Genomic DNA, 22985 nt, shown 5'->3' with positions numbered 1-22985 from the left:
TCAGAGATAGGCCATAGGGTCCGCGCCGAAGAGCGCAGCATGGCCACCTGCTAGCAGCCACCAGATCGTCAACGCCGTCAGCGCCACAGCAAGCAGCATCGGCCCGTCCACGGCGAGGCGCGTTTTGCCGGAGAGGATTGCTGCGAAGGGAACCGTTGCGCTGCCGGCAGCCGTCGCGCTCCACGCATCGCCCAGTCTTTTCCGCGCGCGTTTTTCGGTCATGGCCATTCCGCCGAGAGAAAACAGCGCAAAGCCGCCGAAGAGAATAACGGAGCGCAGGTCGCCATTCGGCACGACATGCCCCAGCGACCAGAACAAAAAACCGACAAGCACCGGATGGCGCGTGATGCGCACGATTGCGCCCGGTCTCTGCCCCTGCCGTACGGAAATGGAGAGCGGATTGACGCTGAGGAGGCCTGCCAGCACGAAAAACAGGCCGAGCGGTGCTGCCAGAAACGTGACATGCGCCTGCCAGGGCGCGACATCCCAGAGCGGAATGTAATCGACGGACAGCGCGGCATAAAAAACCCATGCCAGCGTCAGAAGCGAGACCACGGAATAGGCACCGAAATAAGCGGGCCTGCCGATGGCCGCAATCAGCCGGCCGCGCACGGCCGGCACGGCGGGAATGGAATGCAGTGCCACGAAAAGCGAAAGAGCGGCGACAAGTTCAAGCATGCGACTGTCTTCTCATTGGTTCAGGAACAGCACCGACGCAATCGCCACGGAGGCAAGAACGGCGGAAACCGCGCCCATGCGCTGTAATACTCCCATACGGTACAACAGTACCGCAAAGCCAATGATAACAGGGGTTGCGACAATCAGCCCGACCTGTGCGTCGTTCATGGGAAGCTCCATTTTCCAGAGTTGCGCTTTGTCAGGACAATAGGGCTTTGCGCGCTCCCTTCTTTGACCGACCGCAAAGAAGCGGGGTTTGAGGACGCCTAAGCGTGGCTTGCTGTTTTACAATTACGGACAAGGCCATGGCGACAAATACGGAAGAGGAAAGCGGAAATCTGCTCCTGTGGATTCTGGTCTGGAGCGAACTTGCCGCCTTCGGCGCTTTGACCGGCGCATACATCATCGCCTTCGCCCTCAATCCCGATGCATTCGCCGCCGCGCGCCAGCATCTGCAGCCGCAGCTTGCCGGTCTCAATACGCTTATATTGCTGGCGAGCGGCTGGCAGGCGGCCGTGGCGGCCAGCCGTCACACCGCGCTGCCGGGCAAAAGGCGGGCGCTTGTCCTTGCCGGCCTTCTGGGCTTAGCTTTCGTTGGTGTGAAGCTCTATGAATATTCCACCGAAATCGCCTTCGCGTCCGATCCCGCCTATGGCGCATTCTTCGAGCTTTATTTCCTGCTCACCGGCTTCCACCTGCTGCATGTCGTCTTCGTGGCGATCCTGCTGTTCATCGTGGCCTGCTGGCCGAAAAACGAGAACATCACGCTGGTGACGACGCTGTGGCATGTCATCGATCTGGTCTGGATCGTCATCTTTCCCGTCGTTTATCTGGTTTGACATCATGATCCATCGCACCTCCCGCCAGCTTGCAAGAAGCTTCGCAGCACTCGCCATTCTCGTTCTCGCCGGCACAGCCGTCGTCACATCGTGGAAGGCGGCGTTTCTGCCGCCGGTCGCAGCCGCCTGCCTGATGCTGCTTTTCGCGCTCATGAAATCCAGACGCGTCATCGACGACTTTCTGGGCTTTCGCGAAGAGCACGGCCTGCTGCGCGCCGCCCTTCTGGCATGGCCCGCCATCTTCGCCGCCGCAGCCCTTTTGCGGGCATTCGTCCAGGGCATTTTGTCACTCTGAAAAGGCCAGCGGCACCACCTCTCCCGTTGTTTGCCAAAAGGCAAAGAACGCCCGCGGCCAACGGCTAGAAAGGGTTCAGGCCCCACCGCATTCCGCCAGCCAGCTGGCAAATCCCGGCATGAGGGTTCGATCAAGCCAGTCCGCATAAGCGGTCTTCCGGATGGAAAGGACCATTGGCATGGCAGAACGCCTGACCAAAACAGGAGCGCGAAACGTCTTTTACGGCGGCTCCATCTTCTTCTTTGTCATATTCGTCGGGCTGACCGCCCATAGCCATTATTACATGCGCACCACCTCGACGGATGAAAGCACGCTGACGGAAAGCGTCGCACGCGGCAAGCACGTGTGGGAGAAAAATTCCTGCATCAACTGTCACACGCTGCTCGGTGAAGGCGCCTATTTCGCGCCTGAACTCGGCAATGTCTGGAAGCGCTATGGCGGCGTGGAAGACAAGCAAGCGGCGCGCGATTCCATCAAGGGCTGGATGGCCGCCCAGCCCACCGGCATCGAGGGCCGACGCCAGATGCCGCAGTTCAATCTCACCGAACAGGAGCTCGATGATCTCGTCGACTTCCTCGAATGGACGAGCCGGATCAAGACGCAGAACTGGCCGCCGAACGAGGCAGGTTGAGGTGGACGGCAAGGAGATGACGAGATGAAATACCAGACACAAAAAGTCGCCATGCTGTATTTTTACGGCGCAATCGGGCTGTTCGTGGCGCAGATCCTGTTCGGCGTCGTCGCCGCCACGATCTACGTGCTGCCCAATACGCTTTCCGAGCTTCTGCCCTTCAACATCGTGCGCATGATCCACACCAACGCCCTTGTGGTGTGGCTGCTGATGGGCTTCATGGGCTCGACCTTCTACCTGCTGCCGGAAGAGACGGAAACGGAGCTTTACAGCCCGAAACTCGCCATCGCGCAGTTCTGGATCTTTCTGGTGGCCGCAGCCGTTGCAGTGGTCGGATATATGTTCCGCATCCATGAAGGCCGCGAATTCCTCGAGCAGCCCTTCGCCATCAAGGTCGGCATCGTCCTCGTCGTCCTGATGTTCCTGTTCAACATCACCATGACGGCGCTGAAGGGTCGCAAGACCACTGTTATCAACATCCTGCTCTTCGGTCTCTGGGGTCTGGCGATCTTCTTCCTCTTCGCCTTCTACAATCCCATGAACCTGGCGCTCGACAAGATGTACTGGTGGTACGTCATCCATCTTTGGGTGGAAGGCGTGTGGGAACTGATCATGGCCTCGATCCTCGCCTTCCTGATGATCAAGCTCAACGGCATCGACCGCGAAGTGGTGGAAAAATGGCTCTATGTCATCGTCGGCCTTGCCCTCTTCTCGGGCATCCTCGGCACCGGACACCACTATTACTGGATCGGCGCGCCCGGTTACTGGCAATGGATCGGCTCGCTCTTCTCGACGCTGGAAGTGGCCCCCTTCTTCACCATGGTCATCTTCACCTTCGTCATGACCTGGAAGGCCGGCCGCAAGCATGAGAACCGCGCGGCACTGCTCTGGTCGATCGGCTGCTCGGTCATGGCCTTCTTCGGTGCCGGCGTCTGGGGCTTCCTGCATACGCTGTCGTCGGTGAATTACTATAGCCACGGCACGCAGCTCACCGCTGCTCACGGACACCTCGCCTTCTTCGGCGCCTATGTGATGCTGAACCTCGCCATGATGGCCTATGCCGTGCCGGAAATGCGAAAGCGCGCGCCTTACAATCAGTGGCTTTCGATGACGAGCTTCTGGGTGATGTGCACGGCCATGTCGGTGATGACCTTCGCACTGACCTTTGCCGGCGTGGTGCAGATCCAGCTGCAGCGCGTCATGGGCGAAAGCTTCATGGATGTGCAGGACCATCTGGCGATCTTCTACTGGATCCGCCTCGGCTCGGGTTTCGCGGTTCTCATTTCGGCGGCCATGTTCATCTGGGCAATCCTGGTCCCGGGCAAAGAAAAACAGGGTGACGTTGCCCGCCTCGTGCAGCCCGCCGAATGAGAAAACGGACCGGCTCTCCTTTTCCCCCGGAGAGCCGGTTCCTTACCATCAAACATGGAGATGACCATGAACACCCTCTTCCGCCCGACACCGCCGCCCCTGCCGGATGCCCCCTTCTACACGCCGCTCGGCAATGAATGCGTGTTGTTCGAAAGCGCCTGGGTGCGGCAATTGCCGCTTCTGCTGAAAGGCCCGACAGGCTGCGGCAAGACCCGTTTCGTCAGCCATATGGCGGCGAAACTCGGCCTGCCGCTTTCGACAGTTTCATGCCACGACGACCTTGCCGCCGCCGACCTGACCGGCCGTTACCTGCTGAAAGGCGGTGAAACCGTGTGGATTGACGGCCCGCTGACACGCTCGGTGCGCCAGGGCGGCATATGTTACCTCGACGAGATCGTCGAGGCGCGCAAGGATGTGGCCGTCGTGCTGCATCCGCTTACCGACGACCGCCGCATCCTGCCGCTGGAGCGCACCGGCGAGGTTCTGCAAGCGCCCTCCGGCTTCATGCTCGTCGTGTCCTACAATCCCGGCTACCAGAACCTGCTGAAAAGCCTGAACCCCAGCACCCGCCAGCGTTTCGTCGCCATTGAATTCGACTTTCTGCCCAAGGAACAGGAAATCGCCGTCGTTTCGCATGAAAGCGGGCTCGATGCGCGCGATGTCGAGCCGCTCGTCGATCTCGCCCACCGGCTGCGCGGCTTGAAAGGCCACGATCTGGAAGAGGGCGTCTCCACCCGCCTGCTCGTCTATTGCGCCAGCCTCATCGATACCGGCCTTCCCGCCCGCCAGGCCGTGCGCGCGGCGATGATCGAGCCGCGGACCGACGGGCCTGACGTGAAGGCCGCGCTGCATGAAGTCGCGGATGCGATCATCCGATAGGGCGCATTTATATCCATATCGGAATGCGCGGCGAGGCCCGCGCATTCCGGCCCGATGCCATGAGGATAAACCATGCTGGACTTTCTGGAACTGGAAGAAACCGTCGGCCGCGCCTGGCACAGGCTGATCGGCGAAACCGGCACATGGCTGCGCTTTCCAGATCATGCCGTGAAGCTGGAGGACATGCAGGCCGTGCTGGCCATCTGTTTCCGCGGTTTTGGCGGTGAACATGCGGTGCAGATCGCCCCGGCGCGCGCGCGCACCTCCAAGCACCGGCTGAGGCTTCGCCAGCGCATGGGCCTTGGCGAGGAGAAACTGGCCCAGCCCGGCCGCGATCACGCCACGCTGATGCTGCCGCCGGTGCTCGATCTGTTTCCCGACCGCCGCCTCAACCGCGATCTCTATCTCTGGCTCGCGGCCGCCATGGCGATGATGCCGCTTCAACCGGTCATGGTCGCCGACCCGCTGCGCAACGATCTTGCCCGGCTCGACCGCGCCGCAGAACTGGCGGAAGCTGTCATCCGTGCCTTCCCCGGAATGAAGACCCGTTATCGGCGGCTTTGCGCTGCCCTGCTCGCGGTGCGCCAGAAGCGGCCGCTGCCGCAGGCCGAGCAGCAGGTGGAACAACGAGTGCTCTCCATGCTGGCGGAAGCGGCGGGGATCGAGGGCCACACACCGCCCGCCGGCTTCCCGGTCAAAGCGCCGCCGCGCTACCTGCCCATGCTGCCGGTTCCGCTCTGGCCGGACACGCTGCTGCGCGAAACCTCCGAGGCGCGGCAGGGCGAAGACCAGCCGGCAGCGAGCGCGGCGCCGCAGGGGGCGGAAGCAGCCCGCCATATCGCCGTGCGTGAAAAGGCGGAGAACCGGCAGACCGAGCGAAGCCCCTTCATCCTCAACCGTTTCGAAAAGATCCTTGCCATGGCCGAGATGGTCAATGTCGACCGTCCCGGTGACGACAGCGACGATGCCGACGGCAGTGCGGCCGACGAGTTGGACGACATGACGCTGGGAGAAAGAAAGGGACGGCCTTCCGCCCGCTTCCGCTTCGATCTCGACCTGCCGCCCGAAGCGCTGGATCATACGCCGCTGACGGCGGAACTGACCTATCCAGAATGGGATTATCGCAGTGGCACCTACCTCGCCGACCATTGCCGGGTCATCGCCTCCCGTGCGAAGGGTGCTGAGACGGCACCGGAACCCGACCCGGACACCAAGAGCCTTATCCGCCGGGTCAGGCGGCAGTTCGAGGTACTGAGGCCACGTCACGAAATGCTGCGAGCCCAGCTTGACGGCAACGATCTCGATCTTGACGCGGTGGTGCGCGCCAGAAGCGACATCGCCGCCGGCGGACAGGGCAGCGACCGCATTCATATGGCAAGCCGTCCGCAGGCGCATGATCTTGCCGTGACGATCCTCGTCGACGTATCGCTGTCGACCGACGCCTGGTTCAACAATCGCCGAGTGCTGGACGTGGAAAAGGAAGCGCTGCTGGTGCTTGCCCACGGGCTTTCCGCCTGCGGTGACAGTCACTCGATCCTGACCTTCACCTCACGCCGCCGCTCCTGGGTGCGGGTGGAGACGGTGAAGGATTTCGATGAGCCGATGGGCCACACTATCGAGCGTCGCATCGCGGCGCTGAAACCCGGCTTCTACACCCGCATCGGGCCCGCCATCCGCCATGCCAGCGCCAAGCTGCATGAAAGACCCGAGCGCCGCAAGCTGCTTCTGTTGCTGACGGATGGCAAGCCGAACGATGTCGATCATTATGAAGGTCGCTTCGCCATCGAGGACAGCCGCCGTGCCGTTTCCGAGGCAAGACGCTCGGGCGTCAGCGTCTTCGGGGTGACTGTCGACAGCAAGGCGCAATCCTATATTCCGGCCATGTTCGGCCAGAACGGTTATGCCATCGTCAGCAGGATAGCGAAGCTGCCATCGGCGCTGCCGGCAATCTATCGCAGCCTTGCCGGCTGAAGCCTGTCGCGCAAACAGACCTGACGAATCTCAGGTTTATTTGCGCGGCGACAATGTCTCCCAACCGCACGGCGGATAGGTTTTTCCAGTCCGCCGGCCGGCCGCACCGCCGGACATAGTTTCATCCGCGGCCGTGGAGCCAGCCTATGTCCGAAGCCCAAACTGCAACCAATATCGATGTGCGCATCATTCCGCACCGCGAACGCCATCCGCGCATTTTCGGCGCGCTCGGCGCATTGGCTCAAGGGCAATCGCTGCAGATCACCAGCGATCATGATCCCCGTCCGCTGCTTTATCAGCTTGCCACCAATTTCCCCGGTGAATTCGGCTGGGAATATCTCGAACAGGGTCCTGAAGTCTGGCGTCTCGATATCGGCCGGCTGGAAGAACAGGCCGAAGGTTCCGAGGACGATATGTCCGGCTGCGAATGCTGCTGCGGATCCGAGCATTGACCCCAGCGCCTGCGGCATGGTGAAAAGACCTCTGGCGGACGGCTCATGCCGCCGCCAGCCGACTAACGAGGTGAAGCAATGACGGAAATGATCAGGGAACTCGATGTCCGGCCGCTCTTGCAGAGCGGCGGCGAGCCCTTTCCGGCAATCATGGAAGCCGTGGCCGGGCTTGCGCCGGGTGAGGCGCTGCGATTATTGGCCACCTTCCGGCCCGTTCCGTTGTTCAAGGTCATGGCCGAGCGCGGTTTCAACCATCAGGTCCGGGAAATCGGCGGCGGCGACTGGGAAGTGCTGTTTACGCCGCAATCCAGTGAAGCCGAGCAGATTTCCGTTTCGCCGGCGCTTGCGGGCAATGCCGAAGAGCCGCAGATATGGCCAGACCCGGTCATCTATCTCGATCTCAGCGACGAGGCGACCGGGGGTCAGGCGAGCCGTACGCTTGCCGCACTTGACCGTCTTCCCCCGGGTGCCGTGATCTTCGTGCTGATGCCGCAGGAACCGACCTTCCTCTACCCGGAGCTTCTGGCCCGGGGCCATCAATGGGCCGGCAATTTCGACGAGGCGCGCACGGCGTTTCGCATCTTCATCCGCGCCGGGGCCGGTGCACATTAAACCATCGGGTATCCTCGATAACGAAACGCCCCGGAAATTGCTTCCGGGGCGTTTCGTTTTGGCGGTTTAGCAACGAACCCGACTACGCTTTCAGCGGTTTGCGCTCACGCATCAGTATCGGCCCATATTCAACGCAGAAGAGACCGAAACCCACGATCCAGAGAAGCGCCGAGCAGGCGTAAAGATGCATCATGGCGCCGGGGAAGAACTCGGCTGTAGGTCTCAGCAGCGCGCAGGCGATCAGCGCCACATAAGCGGCAATAGTGACCCTGCTGGCCGCAAGCTTGCGTCCGGTGTGGCCAAGGCTTGCTCTCGTCATGACCGCAAGCATCATGCAGCCGATGACGCCGACAGTGAAGATGTGCAGGACGGACCGCGTGTCCATGACATCCAGAGCCGCCAGCGCAATGGCGATGAAACCGGCGGGGATGAAGACATAGGCCACATGCAGCACCACTAGCACCCGCTCAGGCCAGGTTGTCCAGCCGCGCCAGCGGATGAGACGCACGGCGTGCAAGAAAGCTGCCCGAAGTGCCGTGGGCACGGCCACCATGCTCTCGGGCTCTACCGTCCAGACGGCCAGCGCCGCGATGCCGGTGAGGATGGCGGCGGTGTCGAAGCCGTTATAGGGCACGGGGAAATCCGTGCGGCCGAAACGGTTCAGCCAGTTGCGGGTAAAACTCGGCACGATCCGGCCGCCGACGATAATGACGAGCACGGTGTAGGCCGAAACGGCAAGGCGGGTCGCCATCTGGCTCAGGTCGCCTTCAATCGCCGCCACATGGAAAATGATATTGGCAATGGAAAGCGCCAATAGCCCACCCAGCACTTTGAGGTCCTTCCACTTGCGCCCGGCAATGACCTCGCGCGCGCAGATCGTGAGAAGTGCCGGCAGGAACAGCCCGTCAACGGCTGCAGCGGTGACCACGCCCACCGTGTCCGGCACGAGCAGAAAAATCCGGCCCGCGCACCAGAGCGCAAACAGCCATACCAGCGGTTTGCCCGACACCGGCAGCCGCCCTGTCCAGTTCGGCACAGCCGTCAGTAGAAAGCCGGCCAGCACCGCCGAAGCGAAACCAAACAGCATCTCATGGGCATGCCAGTTCGGCGCACCGTAATCTCCGCCGATGTCGACAAGGCCGGAAAGGGCTGCAATCCACAACACCATCGCCACGATGGCCCAGATGGCGCCGCCGAGGAAAAATGGCCGGAAGCCGTAAGAAAAGATAACCGGGCCGGTGCGTGCCAGCCCCCTTGGAATGCCGCCCTTTGGCCGGCTGCGCCCTTCGGTGAGAACGGTTTGGCTACCACTCATTATAATGCTCCTCGTTTGGTCTTGACATATGTCTAGGCGCAAGCCCGTCTCGCTTCTTTGCGAACAGGCAAAGAGGAGGTGCGACGCCTCCGCATGAAGTCGTAACCGCCTGCCAAAATGTCGCAGGTGGCCCGACGCGCAGTTTGCTCCATCTCAAATTGTATTTCCGCCCCTCCGCTACAAATGCTGTGACAGAGCGAAGCATGCTCTGCCCTAAGAGGGACAGGAGAAATATGATGACGGAAACCTTCCACATCACACGGCGTAATATTCTCGCAGGCGCAGCATTTGCAGGGGCTGTAGCCCCCATGGTCATACCATCGGCGGCGAGCGCGGCAGAGGAAAAGAAGGCCGCAGCCAAGCCATTGACGAGCGCGGAGATTGCAGCGCTTCCTCGCGTAAAGGTTGATCTCGTCAAGCCGCCATTCGTGCATGCCCACACGCAGAAAGCCGAAGGCGGACCGAAGATCGTCGAGTTCACCTTGACGATCAAGGAACAGAAAATGGTCCTCGACGACAAGGGCACCGAGGTCCACGCCATGACGTTCAACGGCTCGGTTCCCGGCCCCTTGATGGTGGTGCATAAGGACGACTATGTCGAACTGACCCTCATCAACCCCGATACCAATGAGCTGCAGCACAATATCGATTTCCACTCGGCCACCGGCGCGCTCGGCGGCGGCGGGCTCACCATCGTCAACCCCGGTGAAAAGGCGATCCTGCGGTTCAAGGCCACCAAGGCCGGCGTCTTCGTCTATCACTGCGCACCTCCCGGCATGGTACCGTGGCACGTTACCTCGGGCATGAATGGCGCGATCATGGTGCTGCCGCGCGAGGGCCTGACGGACGGCCACGGCAAGGAGCTTGTTTATGACAAGGTCTATTATGTCGGCGAACAGGACTTCTACATCCCCCGCGACGAGAACGGCAATTTCAAGAAATATGAAAGCGCCGGCGACGCCATGGCCGATACGCTGGAAGTCATGCGCAAGCTGACGCCAAGCCACATCGTCTTTAACGGCGCAGTCGGCGCCCTGACGGGGGAACACGCCCTTCAGGCCGCCGTGGGCGAAAAGGTGCTGATCGTGCATTCGCAGGCGAACCGCGATACCCGCCCGCACCTCATCGGCGGCCATGGCGATTATGTCTGGGCGACGGGCAAATTCCGCAACCCGCCGGATCTCGACCAGGAAACCTGGTTCATCCCCGGCGGCACGGCGGGCGCGGCCTTCTATACCTTCGAGCAGCCCGGCATCTATGCCTATGTCAACCACAACCTCATTGAAGCCTTCGAGCTGGGCGCGGCGGCCCACTTCAAGGTGACGGGTGAGTGGAACAACAGCCTGATGCAAGCGGTGCTCGCTCCGTCGAGCATCTAACGCGCCCGGAAGCGCGCCGCCGCCAACAGAGTGCGGCGCGCTTCCTTTCTGCTCTCTACGGCCTGAAGGCAGGCCCGAACTTTGGCGTTCCCAAAACGCAGGCAGGTTCCCATGGGCATTCCCGGCAACAGCCATTTTCCAAATGCCGTCTCGCTCCTTTTGCCGCTCTCGCTTGCCACGCTGCTCGCGACGGCGATCGGTTTCCAGTCAGGGATCATCCGCAGCGACACTGATCCGCGCGCAGCCATGGCGCCGCCGCAGGTCGTTACCGTGCCTGCTGGCAGTTTCACCTACCGGGCGGAAGGCGAATATTTCCGCAATGGTTATGCCGTCGATGGCCCGATGGTCGACGTAACGATGCGGCAAAATCTGACGATCATGAAATATCAGGTGTCGAGCGCGGATTATGCGCGCTGCGTCGCCGAAGGCGGCTGCCAGCAGCCGGAACCCGGCTTTGCCGCTGCGGTCGGCGGCGAGATACCGGCAACCGGCATCAGCCAGGATGATGCCCACGCCTATGCCGCATGGCTGAGCGAGCGGACGGGCACCACCTGGCGCCTGCCGAGTGATACTGAACTGGCCTTCGCCGCCGGCTCGCTTTTTCCTGACGAGACGCTTGGCGTAGCTGCCGATAGTGAAAACCCGGCCTTGCGCTGGCTGGCGGACTACGAGCGGCAGACCAGCCGCAAGGCCTCGGGCAATCCCGTTCCGCAATCCTATGGCAGCTTCGGCGAAAACGAATATGGCCTTGCCGATTTCGGCGGCAATGTCTGGGAATGGACCTCGAGCTGCAGCCGGCGTGTGACGCTTGGCACGGATGGCGAAATGCTGGATATCGTCGCCTCCTGCGGTATTCCCGTCGCTTCGGGAAAACACCGTGCGGCGATGAGCGCCTTCGTTAAAAACCCGAAAAGCGGCGGCTGCGCGGTCGGCGTGCCGCCTGATAATCTCGGTTTCCGGCTCGTGAAGGATACGCGCTGGTATGCGCCGCTTCTCGAAAAGCTTCGCGCAGCCGCTCTGATTTCTTGATAATCGTCAATTAAAACAATTAGTTGATTTATATCATTTGATCTTCTTCCACCGGTGATAGTGCTGTATTGTGAAGATACAGAAAAGGCCGATACCCGATTGCCCATTGCGGGAACCGTGGCGGCGGCCGACCACCGGAGAGGGTGCAAGTGAAGATTGACCGAAGCGTCATCCGGTCGCTGGCCTTGTTTGCCAAGATGGCCGACGATGAGCTGGACGGACTGCTGACCCACGCCACATCCCGGCTCGTGCCGGCGGGCGAAGCCATTTTCGAGCAGGGCCGGCCGGCCACGCATTTCTTCCTGCTCATCCACGGCCGCCTGAAGGTAACGCAGGTGACCCATGACGGTCAGCAGATCATCGTGCGCGTGGTGCATCCCGGCGATCTCTTCGGTTTCGCAAGGGCGCTGCAGCGGGCCGATTATCCCGGCACCGCAACGACGGCTGCCGAAAGCGTGATCCTGTCCTGGCAGACGGATCTCTGGCCGCAATTCGTCGAGCAGAACCCGCATCTTGCCGTCTCAGCCATGCAGACCATCGGCCAGCGTCTCGAGGAAGCCCATACGCGCATCCGCGAAATGTCGACGCAGGAAGTGGAGCGCCGGGTGGCCCATGCAGTGCTGCGCCTTTCGCAGCAGGCGGGCCGCAAGGAGGTGGACGGCATCCGTATCGACTTCCCGATTTCGCGTCAGGATATCGCCGAAATGACCGGCACGACGCTGCACACCGTTTCGCGCATTCTCAGCAGCTGGGAGACCAAGGGGCTGGTGCAGGGCGGGCGGCAGAAGCTTCTGGTCTGCAATCTGCCGGGCCTTGCCCAGCGGGCGGAAGGCGAAGCCAGCCAGGTGTAGAGTGGAGGCGCCCGCCTCCATGTGCTTGGCCTTCGCCAAGGGCGGGCCTCGACTGGGTAGCCCCCGGCTCTCACTCAACCGGCTTTGAGGCCGCGCTTTCAATATAGGCGATGAGATTGTCCAGATCTTCCGGCTTGCTGATGCCGGCCAGCGCCATCTTGTTTCCGGGTATTTTCTTTTTTGGCGCGCTCAGGAAATCCCGCAATTCCTCCGGCGTCCAGACGAGACCGTCCTCGCCCGCTTTTTTCATCGCACTCGAATAAGTATAGTCAGGCACGCCGCCCGCCGCACGGCCAATGATGCCGTTAAGCTGTGGGCCGATCCTGTTTTTCGCACCCTCGCCGATGGCGTGACAGGCGGAACAGCGCTTGAAGACCGCCTCCCCCTTGGCAACATCACCCTCGGAGAGAGCGGGAATGGCGCTTGCGGCGACCATTGCCGCCGCGATGATTATTATATTGCGCATCATGTCATCCTTGTCTTGCCGCTTGAGTGTGGCCCGTCCACAAATGCGGACGGGCCAACAGTTCTCTCTTTAGGTCGTGCCCCAGGCAGGCGTGCCCCTCTTGTAGGAAATGCGGTCTTCGAAACCACCGGGAATCTCGTCGTAGACGAGAACTTCCGTGGCCCCGATCTTCGACGTGAAGAAGCCGAGCAGCGTCAGTTGTTTGACCAGCGTAAAGGCATGCGGTTTCGCCGGTGTCTGTTCCGCCTTGGCCTGCTTGTCCAGCGCCGAAAGTAGCGCCTGCCGCTGTTCCGCCGTCAGCTCCAGAAAGGCCTTCTTGTGTTCGGTCTGGCTGCGCTTCTCGATGTCGGAAATTGCCGAAAGGAAGAGCGTTCGCTGCTCGTCGGTGTAGCAATCAGCCGCATAGACGGCCATGAATGCACCCACTTCGGCATCCTTCGCACCGGGCGTGGAAGTGCGCGGAATGATGGTCTCCGCCACTTCGTCCAGAAAGCGGATTTCCTCCGGTGTAAAGACATGGCCAGCGCCGGCAGGCTTGGCAGCATTTTCCGCGGCCGTCAGGACATCCGCGCCGATCAGCGGAAGGCCGGTGGCAATGGCTATCAGTTTCAGCAGTTCGCGTCTGTTCATCACAGGTTCCCCTTCTTGCGTTCGGAAACGGCAAATTCGGCTGCACGCGCCGTCAGCGCCATGTAGGTCAAAGACGGGTTGACGCAGGAAGCCGAGGTCATGCAGGCACCATCAGTCACGAAGACGTTCTGTGCATCCCAGACCTGGTTGTTGCCGTTGAGGACGGAGGTTTTCGGGTCACGCCCCATGCGGGCCGTTCCCATTTCGTGAATGCCCATGCCGGGTGCATAGCTGCCCCTGGAGGGTTTGACGTTCTTGATGCCGACCGCCTCGAACATCTCGACGGCGTCATTGACCATGTCTTCGCGCATGTCGAGTTCGTTCTGCTTCATCTCGACATTCATGGAGAGGACAGGCAGGCCCCATTTGTCCTTCTTCTCATGATCGAGCTTCACGCGGTTCTCGTGATAGGGCAGCATTTCGCCGAAAGCGGTCATGCCGATGGTCCAGCCGCCCGGTTCGGTCAGCGCTTCCTTGTAATCGGCTCCGATATTGAGCTCGGCGATTTCCCGTTCCCAGCGCGAACGGCTGGCCGAGCCCTGATACCCGAAACCACGCAGATATTTGCGCTTGTCGTCGCCGGTATTGCGGAAACGCGGAATGTAGAAACCCGCCGGACGACGGCCCTTGAAGTAGAAGTCGTCGAAACCTTCCACCTGGCCTGTCGCACCCATGCGGAAATGGTGGTCCATCACGTTGTGGCCGAGTTCGCCGGAGCTGCTGCCAAGCCCGCCTTCCCAGACATCGGTGGCCGAATTCATCAGCACCCATGTCGAGTTCAGCGTCGAGGCGTTCAGGAAGATGATGTCGGCGGTGTATTCATAGGTCAGGTTGGTTTCTGCGTCGATGATCTCGACACCGCGCGCCTTCTTCCTGTCCTTGTCGTAGAGGATTTCCTTGACGATGGAGAAAGGCCGCAAAGTGAGATTGCCGGTGGCGACCGCCGCAGGCAGGGTGGACGCCTGCGTGCTGAAATAGCCGCCGAAGGGACAGCCCAGCCGGCACTTGTTGCGGAACTGACAGCGCGTGCGCTCCTGATCGGGAAGTTCCTGGGTAATGTTGGCGCAGCGCGAATTGATGAGGTGGCGCGTGCCCTTGAACGCTTTCTTCAGCCGGCTGGCCACATCCTGCTCCACGAAATTGAGCGGAATGGGCGGCAGGAATTCGCCGTCAGGGAGAATGTCTAGCCCCTCGCGGCTGCCGGAAATGCCGGCGAAGCGCTCGACATAATCATACCAGGGTGAGACGTCTTCATAACGGATCGGCCAGTCGACGGCGATGCCGTCTTTCGCATTGGCCTCGAAATCCGTCTGCGACCAGCGATAGGTCTGGCGTCCCCAGAGCAGCGAGCGGCCGCCGACATGGTATCCACGGAACCAGTCGAAGCGCTTTTCCTCGACATAGGGTGTTTCCTGCTCATCGGCCCACATGCCGAGCGTTGCCTCTTCCAGCAGATAATCGCGGCTGAGAACGGGATATTTCGCCTTCATTTCCTGCGTGGCGCGGTTGCGATGGGGGTAATCCCAGGCTTCCTTGTCGGCATTCTGATAGTCGGTGATGTGCTCGATGTTGCGGCCGCGCTCCAGCATCAGGACCTTCAGGCCCTTTTGCGTGAGTTCCTTTGCGGCCCAGCCTCCACTGATGCCCGAGCCGACAACAATCGCATCATAATGATTGTTTGCCATGATAACTCCTCCGATATGAGTTTGGAAAAAACGACAGGACAAAGCGCTTCCCGTCGCGACGCGGCGGAAACTGGTTATGTGTCTGTCGAACCTCATGCGCCCCCGGCGAACCGGCCGCCGGGGAGCGGTTCTGGTTTTACTGGCAGTGTTTACTGAATGGTCGGAAGACGTTCGCTCAGGAACGCATTGCCCTTGGTCACGACGGCTTCGGCATCGAGCGGAAGGTCGTGTTCAAGGATGAACCATTTTGCGCCGGCCTGTTTTGCCGCCGGCAGGATCGTCTTCCAGTCGAGAATGCCGGTGCCGAGCGTCGCAAAGCCGCGCTCGTTTTCCGCCGTTCCCGCAGGCGCATTGTCCTTGGCGTGGATGGCAAAAACCTTGCCCTTCAAGGTGCCGAGGAATTCGGCCGGATCATTGCCGCTGCGCGCCACCCAGGCGACATCAACTTCGGCCTGCAGTTTCGGGCCAGCGGCATCGAGCAGCAGTTCCAGCGCGGTCTTGCCGTCGAACTTGACCATTTCAAAGTCGTGATTGTGGTAGGCCATGGAGAGGCCTGCCGCAGACAGTTTGTCCGCATATCCGCCGAGCTCCTTGCCGAAGGCAGTCCAGCCTGCGGCGTCCTTCGGACGGTCTTCCGGCTTCAGGAAAGGCACGGTCACGACAGGATTGCCGACGGCCTTCTGCTCGGTGATGACCTCGTCGAGATTGCCGCGCAGCTTGTCGATCGGCACGTGCGAAGAAATAACCTTGATCTTGTGCTTTTCGAGAAGCGTGTTCAGTTCGCTGGCGCTGACCTTCTGCATGTCCACCGTTTCCACGGCGGAAACGCCTGCGCGGTTGAGGATGGCAAGCTGTTCTTCCAGCGTTCCAGAATTGCGCAGGGTGTACATCTGCGCGGCGATCGGCAGCGTCTTGCTGTCATCGGCAAAAACCGGATTTGCGAAACCGGCCGCCAGTCCGACGACGAATGCCATGCCTGCAAGTTTTGACTTGAACGTTTTCAAACGCGTAACTCCCTTTCCGTTTGATCAATGTGACGACACGCCCACCCTTCTCGGTCTCCTTGACCGGGCAGGTGCCGGGCACAGCCTCCGGTGCCCTGGGTCGTCTCCTCCGATAGGCTGCGACCTAGATGTCGATTTTGACCCAGGTCGAGGTCTGGCTGGAGCGAACGGCGGCATCGATGAACGCGAGACCCGCAAGGCCGTCCTCCATGCCGGGGTAAATCACCTCCCCGGCGGCTGTTTTTCCCTCCCTTTTGGCGATGATTGCATCTGCGGCTTCGCGGTAGATCGTCGCAAAACCCTCGAGATATCCTTCCGGGTGCCCTGACGGCACGCGGCTAACACGGTTGGCGGCAGCTCCCGCGCCCGCACCGTTGCGGGTGATCAGCCGCTTCGGCTCCCCATAAGGCGTGAACCACAGCTCATCCGGCACGCGGTGGTGCCATTCAAGCCCGCCTTTATCGCCATAGACCCGGAGCGACAGGGCGTTTTCATTGCCGACCGCGATCTGGCTTGCCCAGAGCATGCCCTTGGCGCCGCTTTCGTAACGCAAGAGAATATTGGCGCTGTCATCCAGCTGCCGGCCCGGCACGAAGGAGGTCAGATCCGCGTAAAGGCTGCTGGGGATTTCGCCCGTGACGAAGGCGGCGGCGTTGAAGGCGTGCGTGCCGATATCGCCGATTGCCCCGCCCGCGCCGGAGCGGCTGGGGTCCGTGCGCCATTCCGCGCCCTTCGCCCCGGTCTTTTCAACCGCTTCGGTCAGCCAGTCCTGCGCATATTCGGCCTGGACGTGACGCAGCTTGCCGATATCGCCACTGGCAATCATCTCCCGCATCTGCCGCAGCATGGCATAGCCGGTGTAATTATGCGTCAGAATGAACAGCCTGTCGGATGCCCCGACGATTTTGGCCAGTTCCTTCGCCTCCTCCAGTGTCGCGGTCACCGGCTTGTCGCAGATGACGTGGATCCCGGCCTCGAGAAAGGCCTTGGACGGGGCGAAATGAAGGTGGTTGGGGGTCACGATGGCGACCGCCTCGATCCCGTCTTCACGACCGGCCTCAACCGCCGCCATCTCCTCGAACGAGGCATAGGAGCGCTCCGGCGCGATGCCGAGCAGCGTTGCCGAAGCGCTAGCACGCGTCGCATCGGAGGAAAGCGCGCCGGCCAGGAGTTCGTAACGGTCATCCAGCCGGGCGGCGATGCGATGCACCGCACCGATAAAGGCGCCCTGACCGCCGCCGACCATTCCGAGACGGATGCGGCGGCTATCGAATTTTTTTGTAACGGAGGACATGGCTATCCCTTTCAAAGTCCGAGAAGGCGACGGTTGGCGGCATCATCGACGCCGCTTTTGGCGAAATCGTCGAAAGCCCGCTCGGTCACGCGGATGATGTGGTTTTCAATGAAGGCTACGCCCTCACGCGCGCCGTCTTCCGGGTGCTTCAGCGCGCATTCCCATTCCAGCACCGCCCAGCCGTCGAAATCATATTGGGTGAGCTTGGAAAAGACTGCGCCGAAATCCACGTGCCCGTCGCCCAGCGAACGGAAACGTCCCGGCCGGTCGACCCAGCTCTGATAACCGCCATAAACACCCGAGCGGCCCGTCGGATTGAACTCGGCATCCTTGACGTGAAAGGCGCGGATACGCTCGTGATAGATGTCGATGAAATCGAGATAATCCATCGCCTGCAGCACGAAATGCGAGGGATCGTAGAGGATGTTGGCGCGCGCATGATTGCCGGTGGCGTCAAGAAAACGCTCGAAGGTGACGCCGTCATGCAGATCCTCACCCGGATGCAGTTCATAGCAGAGATCGACACCATTCTCCTCGAAAGCGTCGAGAATGGGTGTCCAGCGCTTGCCGAGTTCGGCAAAGGCCATTTCGACAAGACCAGCCGGACGCTGCGGCCACGGATAAACGAACGGCCATGCGAGCGCACCGGAGAAAGTCGCATGGCTTTTGAGGCCAAGATGCTGCGACGCCTTCGCCGCACACTTCAGCTGGTTGACCGCCCATTCCTGCCGCGCCTGCGGTTTGCCGCGCAGTTCGGCCGGTGCAAAACCGTCGAACATTTCATCATAGGCCGGGTGAACGGCCACAAGCTGACCCTGAATATGTGTCGAAAGCTCGGTGATCTCGACGCCTATCTCAGCGAGACGGCCCTTGATATCGTCGCAATAACCCTTGGAGGCGGCGGCTTTCTCGAGATCGAAGAGCTTGGGATCGGTCGGCACCTGAATGCCCTTGTAACCGAGGGAAGCCGCCCATTGGCCGAGATTGTCGAGCGTGTCGAAGGGGGCTTCGTCCCCGACAAATTGCGCGAGGAAAATCGCCGGGCCTTTGATCGTCTTCATGTCCTTACACTCCTTGCATTCACAATTCCGACTGGCCGCTACCGGTGCGGCGGGCGGCAGGGCGCGACCGAGCCGCGCACCACCAGTTCCGTATCCAGCACGATGGTTTCGGCCGTGCGTTTGCCGTTCAGCCGGTCTACCATCAGCGCCATGGCCTTGCGGCCCATCTCCTGCCGGGGCTGGCGCACCGTCGTCAGCGGCGGTTCGAAGGCATTGGCGAAGATGATGTCGTCGAAGCCGATGACCGAGACATCGGACGGAACCGACAGGCCCCTGCCCCGCAACTCGCTGATCGCACCGATCGCCATCTGGTCGCTCGATGCGAAGATCGCGGTGAAGGCAATGCCATTTTCAAGAAGACCTGCAATCGCCTGACGGCCGGCCTCGATGCTGTAATCGCCCGTCACAACAAGTTCGTCGGCATAAGCAATATCGGCCTCGGCAAGTGCATCGCGGTAACCGTCGAAACGCTCCTGCGCCAGACTTTCCGGCACGGGACCGGCCAGATGCACGATCCTTTTGTGTCCGGCCTCTATGAGGTAGCGCATGGCGTTGATGGAGGCGGCGCGGTTATCGACCTTGACGGTCGGCAGCGCGAGGCCGGGCACCGTCTCCGACGCAATGACAATCGGCGGCAGCGCATCGCCCTGATCGAGAAGCTCGGACGGGAACTGGCCAGTCATCAGGATCAGGCCGTCGGCATGTTTCTGGCGCACCATGTCGATATGGGTCGCCACGCGGTGCTCGTCGTTGCGAGCATCGCCCATCAGCACCTTGAAACCCGCTTCGCCGGCCGCTTCCTCCACACCCTTGTAGATTTCGAGATAAAACGGGTTACCGATATCGCGAACGAGAAGGATGACGGTGTTGTTGGATTGACGCCGGAAGCTCGCCGCCTGCGCATTGGGAACGAAGTTCGCCTGCCGGACGGCGTCGAAAACCTTCTTCCGGGTTTCCGGGCGAACCTTGTCGGGTTGCTGCAGCGCCCGTGATACGGTCGCGATCGAAACGCCCGCGAGAGCTGCAACTTCCCTGATATTCGAACCTTGGTCTTTGCTCATCTGTCACACACGCAACTGCTTTTGGCGGCCATAAAGCAGCATCAGCGCTAGCAACGTGACACCGAATATGATCTGCCGTGCCCATACATCGAGGTTGAGCGTTATCAGTACGCTTTGCAGAATGGTGAGCGCAACTGCCCCGGCCATGGTTCCGACATATCCGCCCGCACCACCTGCAAGCGAGGTGCCGCCGATGACGACAGCGATGATCGACGGAAGCACATATTGGTCGCCAACGGAGATGAAGGACGTGCCGGTGTAACCGATGACGCAGACCCCGGTCAGCCCGGCAAACAGGCCGGACAGGCCGTAAAGCAGCGTGCGAATCAGGGAGACGGGCAATCCGGTGAGCGTCGCCGCTCTCTCATTCGAGCCGATGGCATAGATGGCGAAACCGAAGGCCGTGCGGCGCAGCACGAACAGCATGATCGCGGCGATGCCCAGCCAGACGAAGAGCACGCCGGGAATGCCGAAGATGAACGGACGGTTGATGAAGCCCGCCAGCAGCGGTGCCGCCGCACCTGATGGAACGCCCTGCGAATAAACCACCAGACCGCCCTGAATGACCGCCGTCATGCCGAGCGTCATCACCAGCGGCGGAATACGCACGAAGGTGATGCCGAGGCCGTTGATGAGGCCGATCAGGAAAGGAATGCCGCCCGCAACGAGAATGGCAAGCGGAATGCCGGCATTCTGGCCGTTCATCATGTTGCCGGCAAGGACCGCGCCGAGCGAGATCATCGCACCAACGGAAAGATCGATGCCTTCGCGTCCGCCGAGGATGACGAGGTTCTGCCCCGCCGCGACGATGCCGAGAATGGCGGCGATGGTCAGCAACCGCACGATCTGCGAGCCCTGTGCAAAACCGGGCGAGAGCAATTCCCCGACCAGCAAAAGGAAGGCGGACGTGCCAATGGCAATGGTCAGAGGATCGGTGAGAAGGGTTTTGAGTTGCAAGCCGGGATTGGTCATATCAACGCCTCGTCACCAGAACACCGCCGGCAAGAGCCGTCAGCACGATCAAACCCTGCACCAGTGTCTGGTACTCAAAGGGCAAGCCCGCGAAGAAAATCACATTCCCGATCATGCCAAGCACGAGTGCGCCCGCAATCGACCCGGTCGAACTGCCGAAGCCGCCGGAAAGCGCAGTGCCGCCCAAGACCACCGCCGAGATGGAGGAGAGCGCCAGACTTGCGCCGAGAAGCGGATCGCCCGAGGCCGTCTCGCCGGTGAGGCAGAGCGCCGCCAGCGCCGAAAACAGCCCGGAGATCATGTAGGCGCCAATGCGGATGCCGGAGAGGCGCAGGCCCGTCTGGAAGGCTCCGGTGCGATTGCCGCCGACCGCCAGGAGATGCGTGTGAAACGGAATGCGCGATACGATCAGCGTGAAGGCGATGCCGGCCACGAGCACCCACAGCACGAAGGGCACGCCGATGAAGCTGCCGGAATAGGTCTGCCAAAAGGCTTCCGGCACCGGAAGACCCGCCTGCGGCAGCACCCAGATCGCCGTCCCGGCGAAGATGATGCCTGTCGCAAAAGTCGTGACAATCGGCTGGAAACGCAGGCCGGAGATGAAGAGGCCATTGACCAGTCCACAGAGCAGCCCGACAGCCGCACCCGCCGCCATGCCGGCAAAGACGGCGCCCGTCGTACCACCCAGCGCCGCGATGACACTGACGGTAACGACATTGGCGAGCGCCACGATGCTGCCGACCGACAGATCGATATCTCCCGCCAGGATGACATAGGTCTGGCCGATGGCCACCAGAATCAGCGGCAGAAACGTCGTCAGGTTCGATTGCAGCACGGAGGGCTGAACGAAAGACGGCTGCAGAAACGTGTTCACGGCAACGAGAACGGCCAGAACCACGAGGGTGATGATCCAGGGTTGCCTGCGCAGAAAACCGGAAGAGCTCATGCGGCGTCTCCATAAGCGGCGCGGGTCATGTTTACGGATGTCATGTCGGCTCCGGTCAGTTCCGCGGAGATGCGCCCGCCATTGAAGACGAGAATGCGGTCGGCATATTCGAGGATTTCCGCATCTTCCGAGGAATAGAGAAGAATGGTCGCGCCGGCATCGGCCTGCTGCCGCATCAGCGCGAAGAGATCGGCCTTCGCGCCGAGATCGATGCCCTTGGTCGGATCATCGAGCAGCAGCAGTTTTGGTGCGGTGGCAAGCCAGCGGGAAATGAAGATCTTCTGCTGGTTGCCGCCGGACAGCGTGCCGATCGGCATATCCAGGCCGGCGAACTTCGTCTTCATGTCATCCGCGACCTTCTGCACGCGCGGCTTCAGCGTCGCGGGCCGGATCAGCCGCATCTTTTCGCGCACCATGAGGGCCGCAACGAGATTTTCGAAGATCGACCGGCCCTGAAGCGACGCGTCACGCCCGCGGTCACCCGAGACATAGGCAAAACCACTATGAACGGCCTGAGAAGGCTTACCGATGGTAATGTCACTGCCCTCGAACCGGATTTGCCCCGTTGCAAACGGGCTGGCGCCAAACAAGCCCTTCAGCAAGGCCGATTGTCCCTGCCCCTGCAGACCGGCCAGACCGACGATTTCGCCCGGATAGGCTTCAAGACTGACGCCACGCACGCCCTCGCCCGCAACATCCGTTACCTTGAGGCTGGGGACTGCGGCGGCACGCCCCTGCTGGCGAGCCGGTGCTGCGCGGACATCGCCGACCATATCGTGCACGACGGCCTCGCGGGTGGTGGCCGCCGTATCCAGTTCGGAAATCGTCGCGCCATTGCGCATCACGGTGATGCGGTCGCAGACGGCAAAGACCTCATCGAGACGGTGGGAAATCATGATAGTGGAGACGCCGTCGGCCTTCTTGGCCCGAAGTATCTCGAAAAAGCGCTGCGACTGGCGGCCATCGAGCGCCGCCGTCGCCTCGTCCATGATCATCAGGCTGGCATTCTGGGCGAATACCTTGAGGATTTCGACAAGCTGGCGCTGATCCGGAGGCAGCGTGCCGACGATCGCATCCGGCTCCAGCCCTTCGCCAGCCACGCCGTCAAACAGCGCGATCAGTTTGCCCGCTTCGGCCTTCAGCGCCTTGCTGTCGACAAAGACGCCGCGTTTCGGCTCACGCCCGAGGAAAATATTATCGGCAACGGAAAGCTGCGGAATGAGGCTGAGCTCCTGATAAAACAGCGCGACACCGGCATTTTCGGCGTCCCGCGGGCTTTTGAAGCGCACGTCCTCACCGTTGAACCTGATGGTGCCGCTGGTCGGCGCGACCGCGCCCGCAACGATCTTGCAGAGCGTGCTCTTGCCGCAGCCATTGGCGCCCAAGAGCGCGTGAATTTCACCGCGGCCCACGGTCAGCCTGCCGTCCGAAAGCGCACGCACGGCGCCAAAATTCTTCGTTATGCCGGCCGCTTCCAAAGCGTTCGCCATCGCATGTCCCCGAATTGTGTCTGTCGCAGGCGGATGGCCAAGGCCCGGTCCGCGCTCGAATTTCTGGTTCGGGC

24 protein-coding genes are annotated in these 22985 nt (G+C 61.3%); 11 read left to right on the top strand and 13 right to left on the bottom strand.

Annotated elements, in window-relative coordinates:
* Together ASB65_RS13680 and ASB65_RS28725 are read right to left on the bottom strand one after the other, a co-directional pair.
* Complete coding sequence (locus tag ASB65_RS13680) at positions 1-678, bottom strand: NnrU family protein (protein WP_060724277.1); 678 nt, start codon at positions 676-678, stop codon at positions 1-3.
* Positions 679-690: 12 nt separating this feature from the next.
* Positions 691-846 (bottom strand): hypothetical protein, encoded by a 156-nt coding sequence (locus tag ASB65_RS28725; protein ID WP_003504656.1) that lies wholly within the window; start codon positions 844-846, stop codon positions 691-693.
* A 137-nt stretch (positions 847-983) separates the two neighbouring features.
* Between ASB65_RS28725 and ASB65_RS13675 the strand changes: the two genes are divergently transcribed.
* The 8 genes from ASB65_RS13675 (at position 984) to ASB65_RS13640 (ending at position 7728) form a co-directional block, all read left to right on the top strand.
* Positions 984-1517: a cytochrome c oxidase subunit 3 gene (locus ASB65_RS13675; protein WP_060724276.1), complete on the top strand. Its 534-nt coding sequence runs from the start codon at positions 984-986 to the stop codon at positions 1515-1517.
* A gap of 4 nt (positions 1518-1521) precedes the next feature.
* Positions 1522-1812, top strand: coding sequence for a hypothetical protein (locus tag ASB65_RS13670; protein WP_060724275.1), 291 nt, complete (start codon positions 1522-1524; stop codon positions 1810-1812).
* Between the two features lie 178 nt (positions 1813-1990).
* Positions 1991-2443: a c-type cytochrome gene (locus tag ASB65_RS13665; RefSeq protein WP_003504650.1), complete on the top strand. Its 453-nt coding sequence runs from the start codon at positions 1991-1993 to the stop codon at positions 2441-2443.
* 24 nt (positions 2444-2467) lie between these two features.
* A complete protein-coding gene (locus tag ASB65_RS13660; RefSeq protein ID WP_003504648.1) occupies positions 2468-3814 on the top strand; it encodes a nitric-oxide reductase large subunit in 1347 nt (448 codons plus the stop codon).
* 66 nt (positions 3815-3880) lie between these two features.
* On the top strand, positions 3881-4693 hold the full coding sequence (locus tag ASB65_RS13655) for a CbbQ/NirQ/NorQ/GpvN family protein (RefSeq protein ID WP_060724289.1): 813 nt from the start codon (positions 3881-3883) through the stop codon (positions 4691-4693).
* Positions 4694-4765: 72 nt separating this feature from the next.
* The gene (locus ASB65_RS13650; protein ID WP_060724274.1) at positions 4766-6664 is read left to right on the top strand and encodes a nitric oxide reductase activation protein NorD; all 1899 of its coding nucleotides are present in this window, start codon (positions 4766-4768) and stop codon (positions 6662-6664) included.
* A gap of 146 nt (positions 6665-6810) precedes the next feature.
* On the top strand, positions 6811-7116 hold the full coding sequence (locus ASB65_RS13645) for a DUF2249 domain-containing protein (RefSeq protein WP_003504642.1): 306 nt from the start codon (positions 6811-6813) through the stop codon (positions 7114-7116).
* A gap of 78 nt (positions 7117-7194) precedes the next feature.
* Entirely contained in the window at positions 7195-7728 is a 534-nt protein-coding gene (locus ASB65_RS13640; RefSeq protein WP_060724273.1) for a DUF2249 domain-containing protein, read from the top strand.
* 82 nt (positions 7729-7810) lie between these two features.
* Here ASB65_RS13640 and ASB65_RS13635 read toward each other — a convergent pair whose 3' ends face one another.
* Positions 7811-9043 (bottom strand): NnrS family protein, encoded by a 1233-nt coding sequence (locus ASB65_RS13635; protein WP_060724272.1) that lies wholly within the window; start codon positions 9041-9043, stop codon positions 7811-7813.
* Positions 9044-9279: 236 nt separating this feature from the next.
* On the opposite strand from ASB65_RS13635, the gene nirK reads away from it, so the two are divergent.
* The 3 genes from nirK (at position 9280) to ASB65_RS13620 (ending at position 12302) form a co-directional block, all read left to right on the top strand.
* A complete protein-coding gene (gene nirK / locus ASB65_RS13630; protein WP_060724271.1) occupies positions 9280-10422 on the top strand; it encodes a copper-containing nitrite reductase in 1143 nt (380 codons plus the stop codon).
* A 111-nt stretch (positions 10423-10533) separates the two neighbouring features.
* Complete coding sequence (locus ASB65_RS13625) at positions 10534-11451, top strand: SUMF1/EgtB/PvdO family nonheme iron enzyme (protein ID WP_060724270.1); 918 nt, start codon at positions 10534-10536, stop codon at positions 11449-11451.
* 149 nt (positions 11452-11600) lie between these two features.
* The gene (locus tag ASB65_RS13620; RefSeq protein ID WP_060724269.1) at positions 11601-12302 is read left to right on the top strand and encodes a Crp/Fnr family transcriptional regulator; all 702 of its coding nucleotides are present in this window, start codon (positions 11601-11603) and stop codon (positions 12300-12302) included.
* A 70-nt stretch (positions 12303-12372) separates the two neighbouring features.
* On the opposite strand, the gene ASB65_RS13615 is transcribed toward ASB65_RS13620, so the two are convergent.
* The 10 genes from ASB65_RS13615 to ASB65_RS13570 form a co-directional block, all read right to left on the bottom strand.
* On the bottom strand, positions 12373-12768 hold the full coding sequence (locus tag ASB65_RS13615; protein WP_060724288.1) for a c-type cytochrome: 396 nt from the start codon (positions 12766-12768) through the stop codon (positions 12373-12375).
* A 69-nt stretch (positions 12769-12837) separates the two neighbouring features.
* The gene (locus ASB65_RS13610; protein WP_060724268.1) at positions 12838-13398 is read right to left on the bottom strand and encodes a gluconate 2-dehydrogenase subunit 3 family protein; all 561 of its coding nucleotides are present in this window, start codon (positions 13396-13398) and stop codon (positions 12838-12840) included.
* The gene (locus ASB65_RS13605; RefSeq protein ID WP_060724267.1) at positions 13398-15083 is read right to left on the bottom strand and encodes a GMC oxidoreductase; all 1686 of its coding nucleotides are present in this window, start codon (positions 15081-15083) and stop codon (positions 13398-13400) included. The genes ASB65_RS13610 and ASB65_RS13605 overlap by 1 nt, the downstream gene beginning before the upstream one ends.
* Positions 15084-15232: 149 nt before the next feature.
* Positions 15233-16087, bottom strand: a complete 855-nt coding sequence (locus ASB65_RS13600; RefSeq protein WP_060724266.1) for a sugar phosphate isomerase/epimerase family protein — start codon at positions 16085-16087, stop codon at positions 15233-15235.
* A gap of 124 nt (positions 16088-16211) precedes the next feature.
* On the bottom strand, positions 16212-17381 hold the full coding sequence (locus ASB65_RS13595; RefSeq protein WP_060724265.1) for a Gfo/Idh/MocA family protein: 1170 nt from the start codon (positions 17379-17381) through the stop codon (positions 16212-16214).
* 11 nt (positions 17382-17392) lie between these two features.
* A complete protein-coding gene (locus ASB65_RS13590; RefSeq protein WP_060724264.1) occupies positions 17393-18442 on the bottom strand; it encodes a sugar phosphate isomerase/epimerase family protein in 1050 nt (349 codons plus the stop codon).
* A gap of 38 nt (positions 18443-18480) precedes the next feature.
* Positions 18481-19503: a LacI family DNA-binding transcriptional regulator gene (locus ASB65_RS13585; protein WP_060724263.1), complete on the bottom strand. Its 1023-nt coding sequence runs from the start codon at positions 19501-19503 to the stop codon at positions 18481-18483.
* 3 nt (positions 19504-19506) lie between these two features.
* Entirely contained in the window at positions 19507-20475 is a 969-nt protein-coding gene (locus ASB65_RS13580; protein ID WP_060724262.1) for an ABC transporter permease, read from the bottom strand.
* A 1-nt stretch (position 20476) separates the two neighbouring features.
* Entirely contained in the window at positions 20477-21421 is a 945-nt protein-coding gene (locus ASB65_RS13575; protein WP_060724261.1) for an ABC transporter permease, read from the bottom strand.
* The gene (locus tag ASB65_RS13570) at positions 21418-22911 is read right to left on the bottom strand and encodes a sugar ABC transporter ATP-binding protein (RefSeq protein WP_060724260.1); all 1494 of its coding nucleotides are present in this window, start codon (positions 22909-22911) and stop codon (positions 21418-21420) included. The genes ASB65_RS13575 and ASB65_RS13570 overlap by 4 nt, the downstream gene beginning before the upstream one ends.
* Positions 22912-22985 lie beyond the last annotated feature (74 nt).

It is taken from the genome of Agrobacterium tumefaciens str. B6, assembly GCF_001541315.1.
In the GTDB taxonomy this organism is placed as follows: Bacteria; Pseudomonadota; Alphaproteobacteria; order Rhizobiales; family Rhizobiaceae; genus Agrobacterium; species Agrobacterium radiobacter.
The sequence above is the reverse complement of the archived record's forward strand: the minus strand, read 5'-3'. Positions and strand labels throughout refer to the sequence as shown.